The sequence below is a fragment of the Gymnodinialimonas sp. JB5-7 genome (assembly GCF_055693405.1).
Window position 1 is genome coordinate 104811 of sequence record NZ_JBVFUX010000004.1, and the last position, 18233, is coordinate 123043.

Genomic DNA, 18233 nt, shown 5'->3' on the forward strand with positions numbered 1-18233 from the left:
TTAATGTGTGGCTGTTTTCAGCGCGGCGCTGAGGGTTTCGCCGAGCGCCACCATCGCCTCTAGCTGTTCGGTCGAGTGGATCGTGGACTTGAGGTTCAGCTGTAATCCGTCGGGGGAGCGAATGATCGTGGGCATGGCGCCTTTGGGCATGGCGTCATGGGGGCTGACCAGCGCCTCGTGAAAGGCGATGGGAAGCAGAGCCTCACGGGCATCCGACGTCGCCAGGATCGCGCCGGCGGCCCCGGTGGCTTCCACGGCATCAAGCTCGGACGCGCGGTCGCCGACGACGCCGAAGAAGGTCTTCATCATATGTTTGCCCATCACGCCGTCGCCCATGGTGTCGAGAAAGCGTTCCATGTTGGCGGCCTTGTCGTCGGACATGGCCAGGCTCATCACCGCGAGGCCTGAGGGGATGGCCGCGTCTGGGTCGGTCCAGGTGAGGCTGCGATTGGTCGTGTCCGTGGCGCCGCCACCGGTATTTGAGCCAAACCGTTCCTCCACAACCCAATTGGCGGTGCGGCTGGTGATCTGTGTGATCCGGGTATAGCCCGAGGCGTCGGTCGTTACATCATGCCGCCAGCCGTTCCGTTCGGCCAGCGCGTGGATTGCCTCCGCTTTGACCTGGGATTTGCGTTTGGCGAAGATCATGAACGCGGTGCCCGCGAAGGCCGCGATGATCAGGATCGGGATCATGACGTTGAAGTCCATGGAGCGGCTCCGCTGAAATTAGCTGTCAGGCTGCGTTATCTGGCGCTTGCGCCCCAAGCCGCAAGCAAGGGAAACCCGACCTGATGGACTACCCTGATCCGGTTGCGATCACGGACTGGCCAGGCCCTGCGGCCTTCAGCTTTTCTTCAAGCAGTTTCCGCGCGCGGCGTTCGGCCATGATGGTGCGCACGGCGGTGCGGAAGAGCTCCTCCGTGGTCGGGGAGGAGGCGCCGACGGATTTCGCGATGGTCTCCGGCAGGTTCTCGTCGCCGAGCTTGTCGGCGGCGGCAACGGTGTCGAGGGCGAGTTGCTCGGCGAGGTCTTGGGCGAGGCGGCTCATGGGGCGGGGTCCTGTTGGGGCGTTTACCGCGTCGTCTCTGTCAGGCGGCGGCGAACATAGGTTTGGACGTGGTCGATCATCGGGTCCATGTGCGGATCCTCGAAGAAATGGCCGGCGCCTTCCATCTCCTCATGGGTGATGGTGATGCCCTTCTGCTCGTGCAGCTTGTCGACGAGGATGCGGGTATCCTGTGGTTTGGCCACGCGGTCGGCCGTGCCGTTGATGATCAGGCCAGAAGACGGGCAGGGCGCGAGGAACGAGAAGTCGTACATATTGGCGGGCGGGCTGACTGAGATGAACCCCGTGATCTCAGGCCGGCGCATCAGTAGCTGCATGCCAATCCACGCGCCAAAGGAGAAACCCGCGACCCAGCAATGCTTGGAATTGGGATTCATCGATTGGAGGTAGTCGAGGGCGGAGGCCGCGTCGGACAGCTCGCCAATGCCCTGGTCATATTCGCCCTGGCTTCGGCCCACGCCCCGGAAATTGAAGCGCAGCACGGTAAAGCCCATCTGGTGGAAGGCGTAGTGCAGGTTGTAGACCACGCGGTTGTTCATCGTGCCGCCGAATTGCGGATGCGGATGAAGAATGATCGCGATGGGCGCGTCTTTGGCTTTCTGGGGGTGGTAGCGGCCTTCCAAGCGGCCTTCGGGTCCGGGGAAAATAACCTCGGGCATCCTGTCTCCTTCGCGTGCGCGGCGCTTGGCCGCTTTCTTGACGGGCGGGGCGCACGTCTTTAGAACGATTCCAAATTGGAGAGGGGTCTTGTCCCACTCCGCAGGGCTGTTCCGCAGTTAAGCGGGAGGGCGGGAAAGGTCAATCGGAAGGGCGCGTCTCGCGCCGTTCCATGCGCTTAATTTTCGGGGGTGTGGCCATGAAACTGAGCACCAAGGGGCGCTATGCGATGGTGGCGATGGCCGACCTTGCCTTGCAGCCCGAGGATCAGCTGACGCCCCTGTCGGATCTGTCGAAGCGGCAGGACATCTCGCTGCCCTATCTGGAGCAGCTTTTCGTCAAGCTGCGGCGCGCTGATCTGGTGACTTCGGTGCGCGGCCCGGGTGGTGGCTACAGGCTGGCGCGGGCGGCCAATGACATCCGGGTGGTGGAGATTTTCGAGGCTGTGGATGAAACGGTGTCGGCGCTGCACACCGGCGCTGGTGCATCCGGCGGGGCGTCGGGCAGCCGTGCGCAGAGCCTGACCAACCGGTTGTGGGAAGGGTTTTCGGCCCATGTTTATGTGTTCCTTCATCAGACGCGTCTGTCGGATGTGGTGAAGAACGACCTGACGCCCTGCCCAGCGGTTCCGAACCTGTTCGAGCTGGTGGATGAGTAAGTTGGACAGGGGTTGCGCCGGCTTCGCCGTCGCCGGAGGCGATTTTTCTGGCGAAAAATCGCGGGCGTTCGGGGCAGGCGCTTTGATGCAAGCGTCCAAGGGCGGCTTGTGTTGCGCGGTCGGAGCCTCCGGCGGAGGTATTTGCGAAACGAGGAAGACAGGATGTGTTGCCACGCGCGGACGGTGTCACGTGAGCGGGCGGATCTATCTGGATTGGAATGCGACGGCCCCGCTGAGAGCCAGAGGCGCGGGCGGCCATGGTGGCGGCGATGGATGTGGTGGGCAATCCGTCCTCCGTGCATGCCGAAGGGCGCGCGTCCAAGGCGATGATGGAACGCGCACGCGCGCAGGTGGCGGAGGCCTTGGGCGCGCAGGCCGCAGATATCGTGTTCGTGTCCGGGGCCACGGAGGCCGCGGCCTTGGCGATGGCGGGACGGGGTCTGGCGGTCGCTGGCATTGAGCATGACGCGGTCTTGGCCTGGGGCGAAGTGGCGTTGCCGGTGTCCCGCGATTGGCTCGTGGAAATCGCCGCACCCGACCGTGCCTGTGTGCAGGTCGGCAATTCCGAGACTGGGCTTTTGCAAGACTTGCCCGCGGGCCTTGCGGTGAGTGACTGGACGCAAGGGTTCGGGAAGATCCCGCTGGCGTTCGATTGGGCGGGCATTGATATGGCCTTTGTGTCTGCCCACAAGATCGGTGGGCCCAAGGGCGTGGGCGCGCTGATCCTGCGGCGTGGCCTTGATGTTGAGGCGCGGATCAAGGGCGGTGGGCAGGAGATGGGCCGCCGCCACGGGACCGAGAACCTGATCGGGATCGCTGGATTTGGGGCCGCAGCGGCGGCTGCAGCGCAAGATTTGGCGGATGGCGTATGGGCCGGGGTTGAGAAACTTAGAAATATTCTAGAAAAGACTCTGGAACCCGCGGCGCAAGCGACTATTTTTGTCGGGAAAGGCGCCGGATCGCCTGCCCGAACACGTCGATGTTCATCACCGAAGGCTGGAGAGGCGAGACCCAGGTGATGGCGATGGATCTGGCAGGATTTGCCGTCTCGGCGGGTTCGGCATGCTCCAGTGGCAAGGTGAAGGCCTCGGGCGTTTTACGCGCGATGGGATATTCGGAAGAGCAGGCGGCCTGCGCGTTGCGCGTGTCGTTGGGGCCTTCCACCACGGAAGCCGAGGTCAGGGCGTTTTGCGATGCCTGGCTGGCGGCGAGAGAGAAGAAATTGGCGCGGGTTTGATCCGCGATCTGGAGGGTTTGAGATGAGCGCACTCGATACGGACGTTGTCGTTAAGGACGGTGTCGATCAGGAAACCGTGGATGCCGTCAAAGGCCTGGGCGGGAAGTACAAGTACGGCTGGGATACCGAGATCGAGATGGAATACGCGCCCAAGGGCGTGAACGAGGATATCGTCCGTCTGATCAGCGAGAAGAATGGTGAGCCGGAATGGATGCTGGATTGGCGTCTGCAGGCGTTCAAGCGCTGGAAGCAGATGGAAGAGCCGACCTGGGCGATGGTTCATTATCCGGCCATCGACTATCAGGACCAGTATTACTACGCGCGCCCCAAAAGCATGACGGAGAAGCCGAAATCGCTGGATGAGGTCGACCCAGAACTGCTGCGGACCTATGAGAAGCTGGGGATCCCGCTGAAGGAGCAGGCGATTTTGGCGGGCGTGGAGCCTGCGCCGGAGGATCGCAAGGTGGCTGTGGATGCGGTCTTTGACTCGGTCTCCGTTGGCACGACCTTCAAGGCGGAATTGGCGAAGGCGGGCGTGATCTTCTGCTCGATCTCCGAGGCGATCAAGGATCACCCGGATCTGGTGAAGAAGTATCTCGGGTCGGTCGTGCCGATTACGGACAACTTCTTTGCGACGTTGAATAGCGCTGTCTTCTCGGATGGGTCGTTCGTCTACATTCCGCCCGGTGTGAAATGCCCGATGGAGCTGTCGACGTATTTCCGCATCAACGCGGAGAATACCGGGCAATTCGAGCGGACGCTGATCATTGCGGATAAGGGCTCTTACGTGTCCTACCTTGAAGGCTGCACGGCCCCGATGCGCGACACGCATCAGCTGCACGCGGCTGTGGTCGAACTGGTCGCCCATGATGATGCGGAGATCAAATATTCCACCGTTCAGAACTGGTATCCAGGCGATGAGAACGGCAAGGGCGGCATCTACAACTTCGTGACCAAGCGCGCCGATTGCCGAGGCGACCGGTCGAAGGTGATGTGGACGCAGGTGGAGACGGGCTCTGCCGTGACGTGGAAGTATCCGTCCTGCATCCTGCGCGGTGATGACAGCCAGGGCGAGTTCTATTCGATCGCCATCGCCAACAACATGCAGCAGGCCGATACCGGCACGAAGATGGTGCATCTGGGCAAGCGGACGAAGTCGCGGATCGTGTCGAAGGGGATCAGCGCGGGTAAGGCGCAGAACACCTATCGGGGCCTCGTGTCGATGCATCCGAAGGCGAAGGACAGCCGCGGAACTATACGCAGTGTGACTCGCTGCTGATCGGTGACAAGTGTGGGGCCCATACGGTCCCCTACATCGAGGTAAAGAATAACTCCTCGCGGGTGGAGCATGAGGCGACGACCTCCAAGGTGGACGACGACCAGATGTTCTACTGCCAGTCGCGCGGCATGGACGAGGAAGAGGCGGTGGCGCTGATCGTGAACGGCTTCGCGCGGGAAGTGTTGCAGGCCCTGCCGATGGAATTCGCCATGGAAGCGCAGCAGTTGGTGGCGATTTCGCTGGAAGGCTCAGTGGGCTGACCGCTTGGTCGCGCCGTCTGTGCAGTGAGGATCCGCCGTGAGCCACGAGGATGATATCCAACCCAGATCGCCCGGCCGACGGGCGTTCACCATGGCTGTCCTGGTCATGGCGGTGGTGGCGATTGGCATCTCGATGAGTGTGGCTGGCGGGTTCTGGGGCTCGGGCGATAGTGCCAACCCGCTTGATCCCACGCATTTCGGTGCGGGCACGGCGGAGTCGCCCTATTGCGACGGGCCGGTCTGGCATGGCCTCTGGTCGCGGTGCTGAGGGCGGATATGGTCATCGCGCAATCCAATATCCCAGCTGTGGAAGAGGCACTGGATGCGGCCCCCGCCCCGCAGGGCCAGCGGGCCCGGCGCATCTTGACACGTGCGCGCAGCCTATTGAGTGAAAAAACGCAAATCACCGAGACGGTGATTGAAGATCGCGACGTGAAATTTGCCACTGACATGCAGCGCGATCCGATCCAGAAGCGCCATCGCAGGGGTGTGTTTTTTGAACCGGAAGAACTGGCGCTGACCGCGCAATACCTGCCGAAAGGTGGCACGTTCGTGGATATCGGGGCCAATGTCGGTAACCACTCCCTCTATGCCGGGCTGTTTTGTGAGGCGGATCGGATCATTCCCTTTGAGCCGAACCCGCTGGCATACCGATTGCTGGTTTTGAACATCGTGCTGAACGGGCTGTCGGACCGTGTCGTGTTCGACCATATCGGTGTGGGCGCCTCGGATCTGGATCATGACGGCTTTGGCATGACCGAGCGGGAGTTCAACCTTGGCGCCGCGCGCATGGTGCCCGGTGCAGGGGATATTGGAACCGTGCGGCCCGACGATGTGCTGGGTGATGAGACACCTGATTTCATCAAGATCGACGTGGAAGGCATGGAGATGGCCGTTCTGCGTGGGTTGCAGAAGACCATCCGCAGGTGCCGTCCGGTGCTGCTGGTGGAATGCGACCGCACCAATATCCACGATTTCGCAGATTGGCGTCTGGCCAATGGCTTCGTGATCCCGGCCTCTATCAAGCACTATGCGGAGAACCGGAATTTTCTGCTGGTGCCGGAGGAACGGTCATGACGGCTCCGTTGCGCCTTTATTACTGGCCCGCGCCGAATTTCGGCGACGCGTTGAGCCACCTGATCGTCGAGCATGTCTCGGGCCGGCGCGTCGAACAGGTGCGTCCGAAGCAGGCGGAGCTGTTTGCACTTGGCTCGCTGATGCATGTGATTGCCAAGCACTGGACGGACCACAGCCGCGGGGAGGGGCCGATCCTGTGGGGGACGGGCCTGTTGAACCCGTTCTACCGGAAGGATTTCTTGCAGAACGTGCGGGTGCGCCTGCTGCGCGGGCCGGTCTCTGCCGCATTCCTGCGCCTGAAGATGACGGAGTTCGGGGACCCCGGGCTGCTGGCCGATGATGTGATCGGGCCCGTGGCGGAACGCCACGACCGGATCGCGATAGTGCCGCATCATTCCCAAATGGACGATCCCCGTTTTGTGGACATGGTGGAGGCTGATCCGGCGTTGCATCTGATCGACGTGCGGCTGGATCCGGTGACCGTGTGCCGGGAGATTGCAGCGTCGGCCCATGTCTTCTCGGCCAGCCTGCACGGGCTGATCGTGGCCGATGCCTATGGCATCCCAAACACCTGGATGGACCCGACCGAACAGGGCCGCCTGAAATATCATGACTACGCCGCGTCCATTGGGCGCGACATGACCTATCCCGTTGAAATCCCGGATGTTCCAGCGGCCGCGCGGGCCGTGAAGGATCATCCGCTTCCCTATGCCGAAGGGATCGCACGTTGCCGCGAGAGCCTTCTGCGCCATTTCCCGGCAGAGCTGCGCGCTGCCCAACCGAATGAGGTATCCCATGCTTGAGATCAAAGGCCTGGCCGTCAAACTGGAAGAAGAAGACAAGCAGATCCTGAAAGGTGTCGACCTCGAGCGTCGAGGCCGGAAAGGTGCACGCGATCATGGGGCCCAATGGCTCGGGCAAGTCGACCCTGTCCTATGTGCTGTCGGGCCGTGATGGCTACGAGGTCACCGGCGGATCGGCCTCGCTGGAGGGCGAGGACCTGCTGGACATGGACCCGGAAGAGCGCGCGGCGGCGGGGCTGTTCTTGGCGTTCCAATACCCGGTTGAAATCCCCGGCGTGGGCAACATGACCTTCCTGCGCACAGCGCTGAATGCTCAGCGGAAAAGCCGGGGCGAGGAAGAGATGAGCGCAGGCGATTTCCTCAAGCTGATCCGCGCCAAGGCAAAGGATCTGAAGATCGACGCCGACATGTTGAAGCGCCCTGTGAATGTGGGCTTCTCGGGCGGTGAGAAGAAGCGCAACGAGATCCTTCAGATGGCCATGCTTGAGCCGAAGATGTGCATCCTGGATGAGACGGACTCGGGCCTCGACGTGGACGCAATGAAGCTGGTGTCTGAAGGTGTGAACGCGTTGCGCGACGAGGGGCGTGGCTTCCTGGTGATCACGCACTATCAGCGCCTGCTGGATCACATCCAGCCCGATGTTGTGCACATCATGGCGGATGGGCGCATCGTGAAAACCGGTGGCCCGGAACTGGCCCTTGAGGTCGAGAAGAACGGCTATGCCGATATCCTGGCGGAGGTGGCGTAATGGCGGCTCCGGCTGTGAAACAGGACGCGACCCAGGCGCGGATTGCCGGTTTGGAGATGCCCGACGGGGCAGGATGGGCGCAAGACGCGCGCAAAGCGGCCTTGGCGCGTGTGCGTGAGATGGGCCTGCCCACACGGCGGGACGAATATTGGCGCTATACCGATCCGGCGTCTCTCGTGCAGGCATCGGCGCCGCGCGCTGCGATCTTTGATGATCGGGATGAGCCACCGGTTTTTGGCGATATCGACAAGCTGAATATCGTGTTTGTGGATGGCGTGTTTGATGCAGACCGCTCGGACCCGCTGGACATGGCCGGGCTGGAGATTGAACGCCTGTCTGATGCCACGGCGACCGACATTCACTGGGCCAAGGACCTCTATGGCGTGCGCGAGAGTGCAGGCCAGGAACCCCGTGGCGCGGCCCTTGGCGGCGCTGAACACCGCCTTTGCCAGCGACGGCATTGTGATCCGTGCGACGGGGAAGGCGGAAAAACCTGTCTGCTTCATTTACCTGCACCGGGACGAGACCTCGGACGCGATCCTGCACCATCTGGTGAAGGTGGAACCGGAGGCCGAGCTGACCATTCTTGAGGTCGGACCGGCGGCTGCGCGCTTCAACAAATGCATGGAGATCGACGTGGCCGACACGGGCGCGTTCCACCATGTCCGTGCACAGGGCCGCGACCATGAACGCCGTGCCGCCACGCATATGTTTGCGCGGGTTGGGGCGGAGGCGCTTTACAAGAGCTTCACGCTGACCGCGAATGGCGTGATGACGCGCAATGAGCATGTCATTGAGATCGTTGGTGATAATGCGTCGGCCCATGTGGCCGGGGCCGCGCTCGGCGATGGCAGGAACGCGCCGTTCCACCACGATGACACGGTTTTTATCACCCATGACGCGCTGAACGGCGAAAGCCGGCAGGTCTACAAGAAGGTCCTGCGCAATGGCGCGGAGGGCGTGTTCCAGGGCAAGATCCTCGTCAAGGAAGGTGCGCAGAAAACGGACGGCTACCAGATCAGCCAATCCTTGCTTCTGGATGATGACAGCAGCTTTCAGGCCAAGCCCGAGTTGGAAATCTACGCCGACGATGTGGCCTGTTCCCACGGCTCCACCACCGGCGCGATTGATGAGACGGCTCTGTTTTATCTCCGCTCCCGCGGGGTGCCGACAGATATCGCGACGGACCTGCTCGTGATCGCGTTTCTGGCGGAAGCCATCGACGAAATCGAAAGCGAGGCGCTGCGCGAGGACATCATCGCGCGGTTGATGCATTGGCTGGAGCGGCGCAGGCAGGGCTGACGCGGGATGGCATTGGTCAACGATATCACCGGCTCCTACCGCCGCCCACGTTCGGTTTTCGCCGGGCTGTTGGCGCGTGGGGCCGACGATAAGACGGGGCTCGTGTTCCTGCTTTTGGCCATGGCTTTGGGCTTTGTCTCGGAACTGCCCGGCGTCTCGCGCGATGCCAACCTGCCCAACCCCGAGCTTGAGGCCGCCATCGCGGCAGAACGCGACGATGTGCGCCCGATCGACGGCGTCGAAGTGCCAGAGGCCATGGTGGACGCCAAATTCAGCGCGCTTCTGTCCGCTGAGATCATGGTGTGGTTCCTGATCCTGCCACTGGTCTTTTATGGCGTCGCGATGGTGGGCCATTTGGTGGCCAAGCTGCTCGGGGGGAAGCCTGACACCACCGCCTCTCGCCTTGCGCTGTTCTGGGCGCTGGTCGTCGCGGTCCCGCTCAAGCTGTTCCATGGGCTCGTGGGGGGCATGATCGGCCCGGGCCCGGCCCTGACGGCCGTTGGCTTTTTGTGGTTCGCGCTTTTGATGTGGAACTGGTCGATGAACCTGCGCGTCGCCGGGTGGGAGGCGCGGGCATGACCGACCTTCTGCGGCTCCCAACCCTTTTGAACATGGTGCGCGACACGATCTCCGACCCGCGTCGCGGGGCTGAGATGGTCCTGTCGTCTGAACCTGCCGCGGTCCGCGCTCTGGCTGGCCTTTTCTCTGACCATCGTCTTTTCGATGATCCTTGGGCTGCTTGTGACCTTCGTTCTCGGCGCACCTGAAGAGGGGCCATTGACCGGCCAGACCCCGTGGCCCTGGGCCTGATGCAGGGCGCCTTTCTGTTTCTTGCGGTCCACGCTGTCACCCATATCGGCCGCATCTTTGGCGGCACCGGCAGTTTTGAGGGGGCCTTGGCGCTGGTCACCTGGCTGCAGTTCATCTTCATCGTTCTGCAGGTCTTGCAACTGGCCGTGGCCCTGATCGCCCCACCCCTGGCGGCCGTGATCTCGCTGCTGGCGATTGTCCTCTTCTTCTGGCTGCTGAGCCATTTCATCACGGTGCTGCACGGCTTCACGTCCGTGGGGCAGGTCTTTGTGATGACGCTGCTGAGCTTCGTGGTCATCCTCTTCACCCTGAGCCTTGTTCTGACTTTGCTGGGACTGGGCCTTCCGACGGGAACACCGACATGAGCTACGACGTTGATGCGATCCGCGCAGATTTCCCGATCCTGAGCCGCGAGGTGAATGGCAAGCCCCTGGTCTACCTCGACAATGGGGCTTCCGCCCAGAAACCGCAGGTGGTGATCGACGCGATCGCGCAGGCCTATTCGATGGAATATTCCAACGTGCATCGCGGCCTGCATTACCTGAGCAATCTTGCGACCGAGAAGTATGAGGGCGTGCGCGGGACCATCGCGCGGTTCCTTGGCGCGACGGATGAGGAGGAGATTGTCTTCACCTCCGGCACCACCGAGGGGATCAACCTTGTGGCTTACGGATGGGCCATGCCGCGCATGGAGGCGGGCGATGAGATCATCCTGACCATCGCGGAGCATCATGCCAACATCGTGCCGTGGCATTTCCTGCGAGAGCGACAGGGCGTGAAACTGGTCTGGGTGGATGTGGACGCCAATGGCGATCTGGATCCGCAAGCGGTCATTGATGCGATGGGGCCGAAAACCAAGCTGGTTGCGATGTCGCATATGTCAAACGTGCTGGGGACCGTGTTCGATGTGAAATCCGTGGTCGAGGCGGCCCATGCGCGCGGGATTGCGGTGCTGCTGGACGGATCGCAAGCCTGTGTGCACATGCCGGTGAATGTCGATGAGATTGGTGCGGATTTCTACGCGATCACGGGCCACAAGCTTTACGGGCCAAGCGGCTCGGGCGCGATCCATATCCGCAAGGACCGTTTGGCCGAGATGCGCCCCTTCATGGGCGGCGGCGACATGATCCGCGAGGTGCACCGCGACGCGGTCACCTGGAACGACCCGCCGATGAAGTTCGAGGCTGGCACGCCGGGGATCGTGCAACAGATCGGGCTTGGCGTGGCGCTGGACTACATGATGGGCGTCGGCATGGACGCCATCGCAGCCCATGAGGCGGACCTCGCGGCCTATGCCAGCACGCGGCTACAGGGCCTCAATTGGCTGAACGTCCAGGGGCAATCGTCCACCAAAGGCGCGATATTCAGCTTCACAATGTCCGGCGCGGCCCATGCCCACGACATCTCGACGGTCCTCGACAAGAAGGGCGTCGCGGTCCGCGCGGGCCACCACTGCGCGCAGCCCTTGATGGAGCATATGGGCGTGAACGCCACCGCGCGCGCCAGCTTCGGGATGTACAACACGAAGGCCGAAGTCGATGTGTTGGTCGATGCGCTGGAGTTGTGCCACGAGCTGTTCGCCTAACCCTGTGTTTCACCTAGCCCAGTCCCGAGGCGCTCCCGCGTCTCCCTCGGCCTGACGGCCTCCGGGACTTGGGCGTGGCGCGCGGGGCGCGTGCCGACCAGCCGGCCCGCGCGTCCACCCGCGGGCACTTTTGCTGAGAGGCGCCTACCCGAAAGACCGTTGATGGCCATGGCACGAAACCTTCGCATCTTTGTTCCATGAAAATGCCCGCCGGAGGCGATCCCGCCCTTGCCCACATAAGGCCAACACATCAGTTCAGGGTGCCTAGGCGCCGCGCCGAAGGCGCGGCGCGCCCGGCGACGGCGCAGCCGGCGCAATCCCTCGCGAGACACGTGCCAACTAAGTGTCTGGCGTGATCAGGCCCAAGCCACGCAAATAGATGCCGATGCCAGCCTCAAGCAAATCCTCGGGCGGGAAGGGCGCATTGGCCCCCGGGCGGCCGCGCGCAAACAGCTCCACCACGCCGTGGCTCATCGCCCAGATATGGGCGGAGAACATCGACGGCGGCGGCCGTTTTTCGGGCGGGATATGGGCCGACAGTGCCTCTGCCGCGCGCTCAAGCACATCGCGGGATTTGTTGGCGGCGGCGGCCAACTCAGGCGTGGCATTGGCGGATGTCCCGGACTCAAACATGGCCATGTAATGGCCGGGAAACTTGCGCGCGAAGGCCAGGTAGGCGCGGCCTGTGGCCTCAAACGCCGCAAGCGCGGTGGGTTGGCCACCGTTATAGGCGTGGTTCATCAGGTCCGCGAAAATCTCATGGCCCTGCCGCGCGCATTCCGCGATCAGGTCTTCACGGCCCTCGAAATGCCGATAGACAGCCGCTGGCGTCACGCCCGCATTCTTTGCCGCCTCCGACAGGGTAAACCCCGTCGGGCCCTTCGCCTCGATCAGGCGCAGGGCAGCGTCCACAAGCGCCTGCTTGAGATTGCCGTGATGGTAGCCGCGCTTGGGCATTACTTGGCCACATGCCCCGGGTCGGACCACATATCGGGCGCGCCGGAGATCGCCGGGTCGGGTGCGCCGACCACATCGTCATTCTTCCCATCGTAATCCAAGCCTTGCAGAACCGCCCGGATCACGGCCAGCCGCGCGCGGCGTTTGTCGTCGGATCGGATGACCGTCCAGGGCGCGGCTGTGGTATGCGAACGTTCGAGCGTCTCGGCAATCGCCTCAGAATAGGCATCCCAACGCTGCAGGCCTTCGACGTCGATCCAGCCTGAGCTTCCACTGCTTCAGCTGATCGCCCTCGCGGTCCAGAAAGCGGCGTAACTGCTCGGCCCGGCCCACATTCAGCCAGATCTTGGTGAGGTGGATCCCGTCCTGCACCAGCGTGGACTCGAACCCCGGAAGCTGCGCGAAGAACGTCTCGCGCTGCGCATCGGTGCAGAATTCAAACACCTTCTCCACCACGCCGCGATTGTACCAGGACCGGTCAAACAGGCGAATTTCACCGGCGGCGGGCAGGTGCTGGACATAGCGCTGGAAATACCATTGCCCGGCTTCGCGTTCCGTGGGTTTGGACAGCGCAACAACACCGGCCGCACGCGGGTTGAGGTTTTCGCGGATCCGTTTGATTGCACCGCCCTTTGCCGGCGGCATCGCGCCCCTCGAACACCACGGCGACGCGCGCGCCGGTCTCCCGCGTCCAGGCGAGCATCTTGACCAGCTCGACCTGCAAGGCCGCCAGCTGATCCTCATACTCCGCGCGCTTCATCCGCTTTTCATACGGATAGGACGGGTCAAGGACGCGGTTCTTCTCGGCGCTTTCGATCTGATCGCGCACCCAATCGGGGGCAAGGTCGTCGAAATAGGCGCTGATGGCGCCGACATGTTTGTTGCTCATGGGTTTGCCCGCCTCTGAGGGGATCGCATGGCTGCGAATGTTATTCCCTATTACATTAGGGACTTGTGGGGCTTAACGCAAACCCGACGCGGCGTTCAGGCGGTCAATGGCGTCTTCCACGGCTTGCGGATCGGCGTGGTGCGGCATGTGGCCAACGCCTTCCATCACCACCAAATTCGCATCCGGTATCGCGCGCGAAAGCGGCTCGGAATGAATGGCAAGCGGCACGACGATATCCGCATCACCGTGAAGAAGCTCGGTGGGGACCGAGATATCGGGGTAGCGCGGCACCATGGCCTGGATCTGAGGCAGAAGGCGCGTGCGTTGGCGGGCATTTTCCAGCAGCGAGAAGCGGCGCAGGATCAGGCCGGTGCCGTAATGGGCCTCGTACCCCTCGGGCTCGGATTGCGGGGAGAAGGTGCCAGCGATGGCCTCCGACACAGTGTCATCCGGCACCCAGGCCGAGATCAGGGACGCCATGATCGGGCCGGTCACGGGGTTGCCAAGGAGGGTGTAGTAGAGGCCCTGACCACCCTCCCACGGGTTTGACGCGCCAGCCAGCACCAAAAGCCCGCTGATCTGATCCGGGTGATAGACGGCCCAGGCCAATGCAACGGAGCCGCCGTAGGAATGGCCCGCAACGATTGGCGTCTCCGCGCCAAGCGCCTTGGATGCGGCAACAAGCACATAGGCCTGCTCTTCCGCCGTGGCATTGCGCCCGAGCATGTCGGTATAGCCCAAACCGGGCCGGTCGAAGGCCAGAACGCGGTAACGGTCGGACAAGCGCTCGATCATGTCGAAGGTCCAGTCATGCACATTGCCAGACGCGCCGTGGATCAACACCACGGCCGGGGCATCGCGGGGCCCTTCATCGACGTAATGCACCTGAATCGGATCCCCGCCGCGTGGGTTCGTCACAGCAACGAATTGCCCGACGGGTGGGTATTCAGCCTCTGTCGCCGCCTCCCGTGCGTTCGACCGCCAAAGCGTCACAACCGTCAATACTGCGAGGAGGGCCGCGAGCCCGAGGAGGAGTTTCATTTCCGCAAATCCGTGCTTGCCAACCCGATCTGATCCATGTCGTAGGGCGTGGTCAGATAAAGCTCGGACACCCAATTGCCATAAAGCAGATGTGCATGGCTGCGCCAGCGGTTCATCGGGTCGCGCGCCGGATCGTCACCGGGATAGTAGTTCACCGGCACGTTGATCGGCGTGCCCGCATCTACATCGCGGTCATATTCCTGCTTCAGCGTATCGCTGTCATATTCGAAATGGTTGAAGACATAGAGCGCACGGTGGGCCGTATCCTCGACCAAGTGCCGGGCCAACTTCCTCAGAGGAAATCAGGGTGGTCATGCCCGCCGCTTCCATCTCGGCGCGCTGCATCTCTGTCCAGCGGCTGACGGGCATCAGCACGTCATCGGAAAAGCCACGCAGGTAGGGGGAGGCGGGGGCGAGGTTCTGGTGCCGGAAACAGCCGAAGGCCTTTGCGTCCAGCATGTGCTTGGGCACGCCGTGGAAGTGGTAGGCCATCGCCATACCACCCCAGCAGATGCCGAAGGTGGAATGGACATTGGTCTGCGTCCAATCCATCACGCGGGTCAGCTCATCCCAATACGTGACATCCTCGAATGCCAAATGCTCGATCGGGGCGCCGGTGATCAGGAGGCCGTCGAACTTCTCACCCGTCGCTTCAACCTCGCTGAACGGGCGATAGAATTCCGCCATATGTTCGGACGAGGTGTTCTTGGTCTCATGTTCCGACATGCGGATCAGCGAGAATTCGATCTGCAGGGGCGAGGCCCCGATCAGACGGGCGAATTGCGTCTCGGTCTGGATCTTCTTGGGCATCAGGTTCAACAACCCGATGCGCAAGGGGCGAATGTCCTGCTTGGATGCGCTGTCTTCCGGCATGACCATGACCCCCTCGCGGGCGAGGACATCATAGGCGGGCAGGCTGTCGGGCAATTTGATGGGCATGGGACCGGATACGTTTGTCTGGGAGGCCGGAGTTAAGCCTTCACGGCGGCGGTGCCAAGGGCCGTGGCGATCATCTCTTCGGCATCGGCGGCATCGCGTATGGTTTCGACATCAGCCGCTGTGACCGTCACACCCCAATGGTGCGCCATTGCTTCATAAAGCGGCGCGCGGTGGTGAATGACCTTCGAGAAGGCGTAGACGGCAAAGGCATCGGGATCCACAGACGCCTCGCTTTCCCCGCTTTCGTCCAGATAGGCCTGCCACAGCGCATCCAACATATCAGGCTGGTAGTAGATCGGCTTGGGATGTGACTTGAAGCGCCGGATCAGCTCGGCCTCATGGCCGTCGGGGCTTTCGATCCAGACCATCAGCGTGTTGCGCGAAAGCGCTGTCAAAACCTCATCCTGGGGATCGGTTGGGGCGACAACCTCGCAAATTGATCCGCCAGTGTCGCAGATGAAATTGGCGTATCCGTAAAGCGTTTGCGCGCGGTGGATGAAAGGAACGGTGTCGAGCAGCGCGTTGACCTCGGCCCGGCGGTGAAGGGCCTGGCGGCGCTTGTACTCTTCAAACGGCAGGCCCCCTTTGGCCGGGTTGCCGGGCTTTCCCAGATAGGTCGACAGGGGCGCCAGATTGCCAAAGGTAATGTTGGAGCCAATGTAGATTGAGTCCGACCGGAACAGATCCGCCAGAAACGGCACCTGCATGGCCTGCGCCTTGAGGTTGTCGGTGATGTGTTCGCCCATATAGGCGGTACCGATGCGGTAATCGACCGAGTAGTGGAACCAATCGCCCGCATCGCGCAGCTTGTTCGACAGCACGGTCTTGCCAAGGCCAGACATACCAAAGACCGCGACGCGCTTTTGCGGCGCATCGCGAAAGGCGGCGGGGCTGTCATAGAGCAGTTTCATGGACGCAGGCTTGCCACGGGCAGATGGCCCGAAGCAAGCGGTGTCAGACCCTTAGCGGTACCAGATGCCCTGGTTATAGGCTTGGCCGGCATGCACGACCCGCGATTGCTGGCGCAGGTAATAGCCCTGGTTCTGGTAGAACAGGTTGCGCTGCACAAAGGCGCTGTCAGACATCGCGTGATGCGTCGCCCAATTGTTCACGCCACCCGGCGCGGGGGCGAACGTCGCGTGGTAGTGGACTTGTCCGTTGATCACGGCGGCGTCCACCTGGATCGGCACGAGGGGCTGATAGAAGCCTTCGTCGAAGAAATACTGGTAGTCGTGATGGGGCAGCCAGCCGGTGGTGTTTTGTTGCGCCGTTGAGGCGGTGGTCGCAGCAAAGGTCAACGCCAGGGCGGCCAGGGCAGAAAGGAAAATGGATTTCATGGAGTATCTCACTTCAAGTGTAACGGAAAAGGAAAGGGATCAGCGCAACCAGATGGCTTGATTGGCCACGCGGCCCGATGAGCTGACGAAGCGTTGATGGTGGCTCAGCCGATAGCCTTGCGAGCGGTATTGCTGATCGCGCTGCTGGAAAGAGGCATCAGACAGCCCATGGTGCGTGGCCCATCCGACGCCCGGCGGCAGCGGGTCAAAGTTGGCGAAATAGTAGATCTGTCCGTGGAATTCCGCCGCCTCCAAATAGGTCAGCAGAAGGCCGCGCCCTTGCACCTGGGACTGGAAATATTGCTGATATTGCCCGCTGGTCATCCACTCGGTGGTGACGGTTTGGGCGTGCAGGGCAGTTGGCGGAGACGTTGCCGTCAAAAGCGCGGCCACAAGGCCCGCTGTAAGGTAGTGTTTCATAAATCGCGTCTTTCAAATTCTGGTTAAGGGGCAGCCCACCGTTCCCGGTAAGCTTACGCAGCGTCAGCGCCTGCGCCAAGAAAAATCGCCTTAACCCTTGCGCAGGGCCGCAAAAATTCTGCCGTCGATCAAGATCAGCCCGACCGCCAGCAAGCCAAAGCCCGCAAAGGCAGAGGGGGCCAAACGCTCCCCCAAGACCAGCGCCCCCAGAACAATCGCCACCGGCGGGATCAGCAGCGTGACGAGCATCGCATTGCCGGACCCTGCCAGTGCAATGATCCGGTAATAGAGCAGGTAGGCCAACGCCGTGCCGATTACCCCGAAATAGAGGATTGCAGCCCATGTTGCGGGAAGGGTGGGCACCTGCGGCACGCCGTCGATGACGAAGCGCCACCGGCAGGATGATCAGGCTGGCACCTGTCAGCATTCCCGCGGCCGAGACCTGCGGCGGCAGGTCCGACATGGTCTTCCGCGCCCAGGCCGCGGCAAACGCGTAGGAGATTGTGCCCCCAATCACCGCCAGTTGCGCAAGCGAACGGATGTCGAACTGCCGGAAGCTGTCGAGGCCAATGGCGACGGCCACGCCGAAAAAGGCCACCAGAACGCCAATGCCCTTGCGCAACGTCAGCCGCTCATCCGCAAAGACCATCGCGGCGACAAGAACGCCGAAGATGGCCGTGCCCGCATTGAAGATGGAGGTAAGACCCGTCTCGATAAACTGCTGGCCCCAGGCCATCAGGCCGAAGGGGATGATGTTGTTGAGCAGCCCCATGACGAGGAATGCGCCCCAGATACGCGGATCGCGTGGGATGGGAAGGCGACGGATCACGACATAGGCCCAAAGGATCAGACACGCCCAGATGACGCGGTGGGCGACGAGGGTGAGGAACGGCAGCTCCTCCAGCCCTACCTTGATCGCCAGAAATGACGCCCCCCAGATGGCGCCGAGCGCGGCCATGAGGGCCCAGGCATGGGTGCTGACGGAGGTCTGGGTCATGGGACTCGGTCTAGAGCCGCACGATCAGGCGGCGCGCGACCCGGAACCTGCTGGATCAGACAAAGAAAAACCCCGCGGGCTCAGGGCGGCCGCGGGGTGTATGTTGATCGCAGGCGGTGTCGTTCAGAAACGGAACCCAACGCGCAATCCCGCACCCATGACGGGGTTAT

At 62.3% G+C, this 18233-nt stretch carries 16 protein-coding genes and 7 pseudogenes; 12 read left to right on the top strand and 11 right to left on the bottom strand.

The genetic code is table 11. From position 1 onward, the window contains the following. The 3 genes from ACZ1HK_RS01100 to ACZ1HK_RS01110 all read right to left on the bottom strand — a co-directional run bounded on the left by ACZ1HK_RS01100 (position 1) and on the right by ACZ1HK_RS01110 (position 1725). The gene (locus ACZ1HK_RS01100) at positions 1 to 708 is read right to left on the bottom strand and encodes a hypothetical protein (RefSeq protein WP_472627112.1); all 708 of its coding nucleotides are present in this window, start codon (positions 706 to 708) and stop codon (positions 1 to 3) included. An 88-nt stretch (positions 709 to 796) separates the two neighbouring features. Then, entirely contained in the window at positions 797 to 1048 is a 252-nt protein-coding gene (locus ACZ1HK_RS01105) for a hypothetical protein (protein WP_472627113.1), read from the bottom strand. A 23-nt stretch (positions 1049 to 1071) separates the two neighbouring features. Continuing rightward, positions 1072 to 1725 (bottom strand): alpha/beta hydrolase, encoded by a 654-nt coding sequence (locus ACZ1HK_RS01110; protein WP_472627114.1) that lies wholly within the window; start codon positions 1723 to 1725, stop codon positions 1072 to 1074. A 197-nt stretch (positions 1726 to 1922) separates the two neighbouring features. On the opposite strand from ACZ1HK_RS01110, the gene iscR reads away from it, so the two are divergent. The 12 genes and pseudogenes from iscR (at position 1923) to ACZ1HK_RS01170 (ending at position 11483) form a co-directional block, all read left to right on the top strand. After that, a complete protein-coding gene (gene iscR / locus ACZ1HK_RS01115; RefSeq protein ID WP_472627115.1) occupies positions 1923 to 2381 on the top strand; it encodes a Fe-S cluster assembly transcriptional regulator IscR in 459 nt (152 codons plus the stop codon). Positions 2382 to 2571: 190 nt separating this feature from the next. Further along, a pseudogene (locus ACZ1HK_RS01120) lies at positions 2572 to 3618 on the top strand (cysteine desulfurase family protein). Positions 3619 to 3640: 22 nt separating this feature from the next. Then, a pseudogene (gene sufB / locus ACZ1HK_RS01125) lies at positions 3641 to 5157 on the top strand (Fe-S cluster assembly protein SufB). 37 nt (positions 5158 to 5194) lie between these two features. Then, positions 5195 to 5425, top strand: a complete 231-nt coding sequence (locus tag ACZ1HK_RS01130; RefSeq protein WP_472627116.1) for a hypothetical protein — start codon at positions 5195 to 5197, stop codon at positions 5423 to 5425. Positions 5426 to 5433: 8 nt separating this feature from the next. Then, the gene (locus ACZ1HK_RS01135; protein ID WP_472627117.1) at positions 5434 to 6234 is read left to right on the top strand and encodes an FkbM family methyltransferase; all 801 of its coding nucleotides are present in this window, start codon (positions 5434 to 5436) and stop codon (positions 6232 to 6234) included. After that, on the top strand, positions 6231 to 7037 hold the full coding sequence (locus ACZ1HK_RS01140) for a polysaccharide pyruvyl transferase family protein (protein WP_472627118.1): 807 nt from the start codon (positions 6231 to 6233) through the stop codon (positions 7035 to 7037). Before ACZ1HK_RS01135 ends, ACZ1HK_RS01140 begins: the two co-directional genes overlap by 4 nt. Then, positions 7030 to 7786: pseudogene (gene sufC, locus ACZ1HK_RS01145) on the top strand (Fe-S cluster assembly ATPase SufC). Before ACZ1HK_RS01140 ends, sufC begins: the two are co-directional and overlap by 8 nt. After that, a pseudogene (locus ACZ1HK_RS01150) lies at positions 7786 to 9088 on the top strand (SufB/SufD family protein). The pseudogenes sufC and ACZ1HK_RS01150 overlap by 1 nt, the downstream one beginning before the upstream one ends. A gap of 6 nt (positions 9089 to 9094) precedes the next feature. After that, on the top strand, positions 9095 to 9667 hold the full coding sequence (locus ACZ1HK_RS01155; RefSeq protein WP_472627119.1) for a hypothetical protein: 573 nt from the start codon (positions 9095 to 9097) through the stop codon (positions 9665 to 9667). After that, a complete protein-coding gene (locus ACZ1HK_RS01160) occupies positions 9664 to 9855 on the top strand; it encodes a hypothetical protein (RefSeq protein ID WP_472627120.1) in 192 nt (63 codons plus the stop codon). The genes ACZ1HK_RS01155 and ACZ1HK_RS01160 overlap by 4 nt, the downstream gene beginning before the upstream one ends. A 27-nt stretch (positions 9856 to 9882) precedes the next feature. Next, positions 9883 to 10263: a Yip1 family protein gene (locus tag ACZ1HK_RS01165; protein WP_472627121.1), complete on the top strand. Its 381-nt coding sequence runs from the start codon at positions 9883 to 9885 to the stop codon at positions 10261 to 10263. Continuing rightward, positions 10260 to 11483: a cysteine desulfurase gene (locus tag ACZ1HK_RS01170; protein ID WP_472627122.1), complete on the top strand. Its 1224-nt coding sequence runs from the start codon at positions 10260 to 10262 to the stop codon at positions 11481 to 11483. Before ACZ1HK_RS01165 ends, ACZ1HK_RS01170 begins: the two co-directional genes overlap by 4 nt. A gap of 339 nt (positions 11484 to 11822) precedes the next feature. Here ACZ1HK_RS01170 and ACZ1HK_RS01175 read toward each other — a convergent pair whose 3' ends face one another. The 8 genes and pseudogenes from ACZ1HK_RS01175 to ACZ1HK_RS01210 all read right to left on the bottom strand — a co-directional run bounded on the left by ACZ1HK_RS01175 (position 11823) and on the right by ACZ1HK_RS01210 (position 18063). Further along, positions 11823 to 12440, bottom strand: a complete 618-nt coding sequence (locus ACZ1HK_RS01175; protein WP_472627123.1) for a TetR/AcrR family transcriptional regulator — start codon at positions 12438 to 12440, stop codon at positions 11823 to 11825. Continuing rightward, a pseudogene (gene ppk2, locus ACZ1HK_RS01180) lies at positions 12440 to 13329 on the bottom strand (polyphosphate kinase 2). The gene ACZ1HK_RS01175 and the pseudogene ppk2 overlap by 1 nt, the downstream one beginning before the upstream one ends. Positions 13330 to 13401: 72 nt before the next feature. Further along, positions 13402 to 14370, bottom strand: coding sequence for an alpha/beta fold hydrolase (locus ACZ1HK_RS01185; protein ID WP_472627124.1), 969 nt, complete (start codon positions 14368 to 14370; stop codon positions 13402 to 13404). Next, positions 14367 to 15309: pseudogene (locus ACZ1HK_RS01190) on the bottom strand (homoserine O-succinyltransferase). Before ACZ1HK_RS01190 ends, ACZ1HK_RS01185 begins: the two are co-directional and overlap by 4 nt. Positions 15310 to 15341: 32 nt before the next feature. Beyond that, on the bottom strand, positions 15342 to 16220 hold the full coding sequence (locus tag ACZ1HK_RS01195; RefSeq protein ID WP_472627125.1) for an ATPase: 879 nt from the start codon (positions 16218 to 16220) through the stop codon (positions 15342 to 15344). Between the two features lie 51 nt (positions 16221 to 16271). Beyond that, a complete protein-coding gene (locus tag ACZ1HK_RS01200) occupies positions 16272 to 16646 on the bottom strand; it encodes a hypothetical protein (protein ID WP_472627126.1) in 375 nt (124 codons plus the stop codon). Between the two features lie 39 nt (positions 16647 to 16685). Continuing rightward, positions 16686 to 17066: a hypothetical protein gene (locus ACZ1HK_RS01205; protein WP_472627127.1), complete on the bottom strand. Its 381-nt coding sequence runs from the start codon at positions 17064 to 17066 to the stop codon at positions 16686 to 16688. A 90-nt stretch (positions 17067 to 17156) separates the two neighbouring features. Beyond that, positions 17157 to 18063 (bottom strand): annotated as a pseudogene (locus tag ACZ1HK_RS01210) (DMT family transporter). Positions 18064 to 18233: the final 170 nt, after the last annotated feature.

Bases quoted from the DNA above. Each gene is read 5' to 3' on its own strand.
- ACZ1HK_RS01185 (WP_472627124.1), bottom strand. From the start codon at position 14,370: ATGAAACTCCTCCTCGGGCTCGCGGCCCTCCTCGCAGTATTGACGGTT.
- ACZ1HK_RS01205 (WP_472627127.1), bottom strand. From the start codon at position 17,066: ATGAAACACTACCTTACAGCGGGCCTTGTGGCCGCGCTTTTGACGGCA.
- ACZ1HK_RS01135 (WP_472627117.1), top strand. From the start codon at position 5,434: ATGGTCATCGCGCAATCCAATATCCCAGCTGTGGAAGAGGCACTGGAT.
- ACZ1HK_RS01140 (WP_472627118.1), top strand. From the start codon at position 6,231: ATGACGGCTCCGTTGCGCCTTTATTACTGGCCCGCGCCGAATTTCGGC.
- ACZ1HK_RS01195 (WP_472627125.1), bottom strand. From the start codon at position 16,220: ATGAAACTGCTCTATGACAGCCCCGCCGCCTTTCGCGATGCGCCGCAA.
- ACZ1HK_RS01105 (WP_472627113.1), bottom strand. From the start codon at position 1,048: ATGAGCCGCCTCGCCCAAGACCTCGCCGAGCAACTCGCCCTCGACACC.
- ACZ1HK_RS01160 (WP_472627120.1), top strand. From the start codon at position 9,664: ATGACCGACCTTCTGCGGCTCCCAACCCTTTTGAACATGGTGCGCGAC.
- ACZ1HK_RS01200 (WP_472627126.1), bottom strand. From the start codon at position 16,646: ATGAAATCCATTTTCCTTTCTGCCCTGGCCGCCCTGGCGTTGACCTTT.
- ACZ1HK_RS01110 (WP_472627114.1), bottom strand. From the start codon at position 1,725: ATGCCCGAGGTTATTTTCCCCGGACCCGAAGGCCGCTTGGAAGGCCGC.
- ACZ1HK_RS01155 (WP_472627119.1), top strand. From the start codon at position 9,095: ATGGCATTGGTCAACGATATCACCGGCTCCTACCGCCGCCCACGTTCG.
- ACZ1HK_RS01170 (WP_472627122.1), top strand. From the start codon at position 10,260: ATGAGCTACGACGTTGATGCGATCCGCGCAGATTTCCCGATCCTGAGC.
- ACZ1HK_RS01100 (WP_472627112.1), bottom strand. From the start codon at position 708: ATGGACTTCAACGTCATGATCCCGATCCTGATCATCGCGGCCTTCGCG.
- iscR (WP_472627115.1), top strand. From the start codon at position 1,923: ATGAAACTGAGCACCAAGGGGCGCTATGCGATGGTGGCGATGGCCGAC.
- ACZ1HK_RS01175 (WP_472627123.1), bottom strand. From the start codon at position 12,440: ATGCCCAAGCGCGGCTACCATCACGGCAATCTCAAGCAGGCGCTTGTG.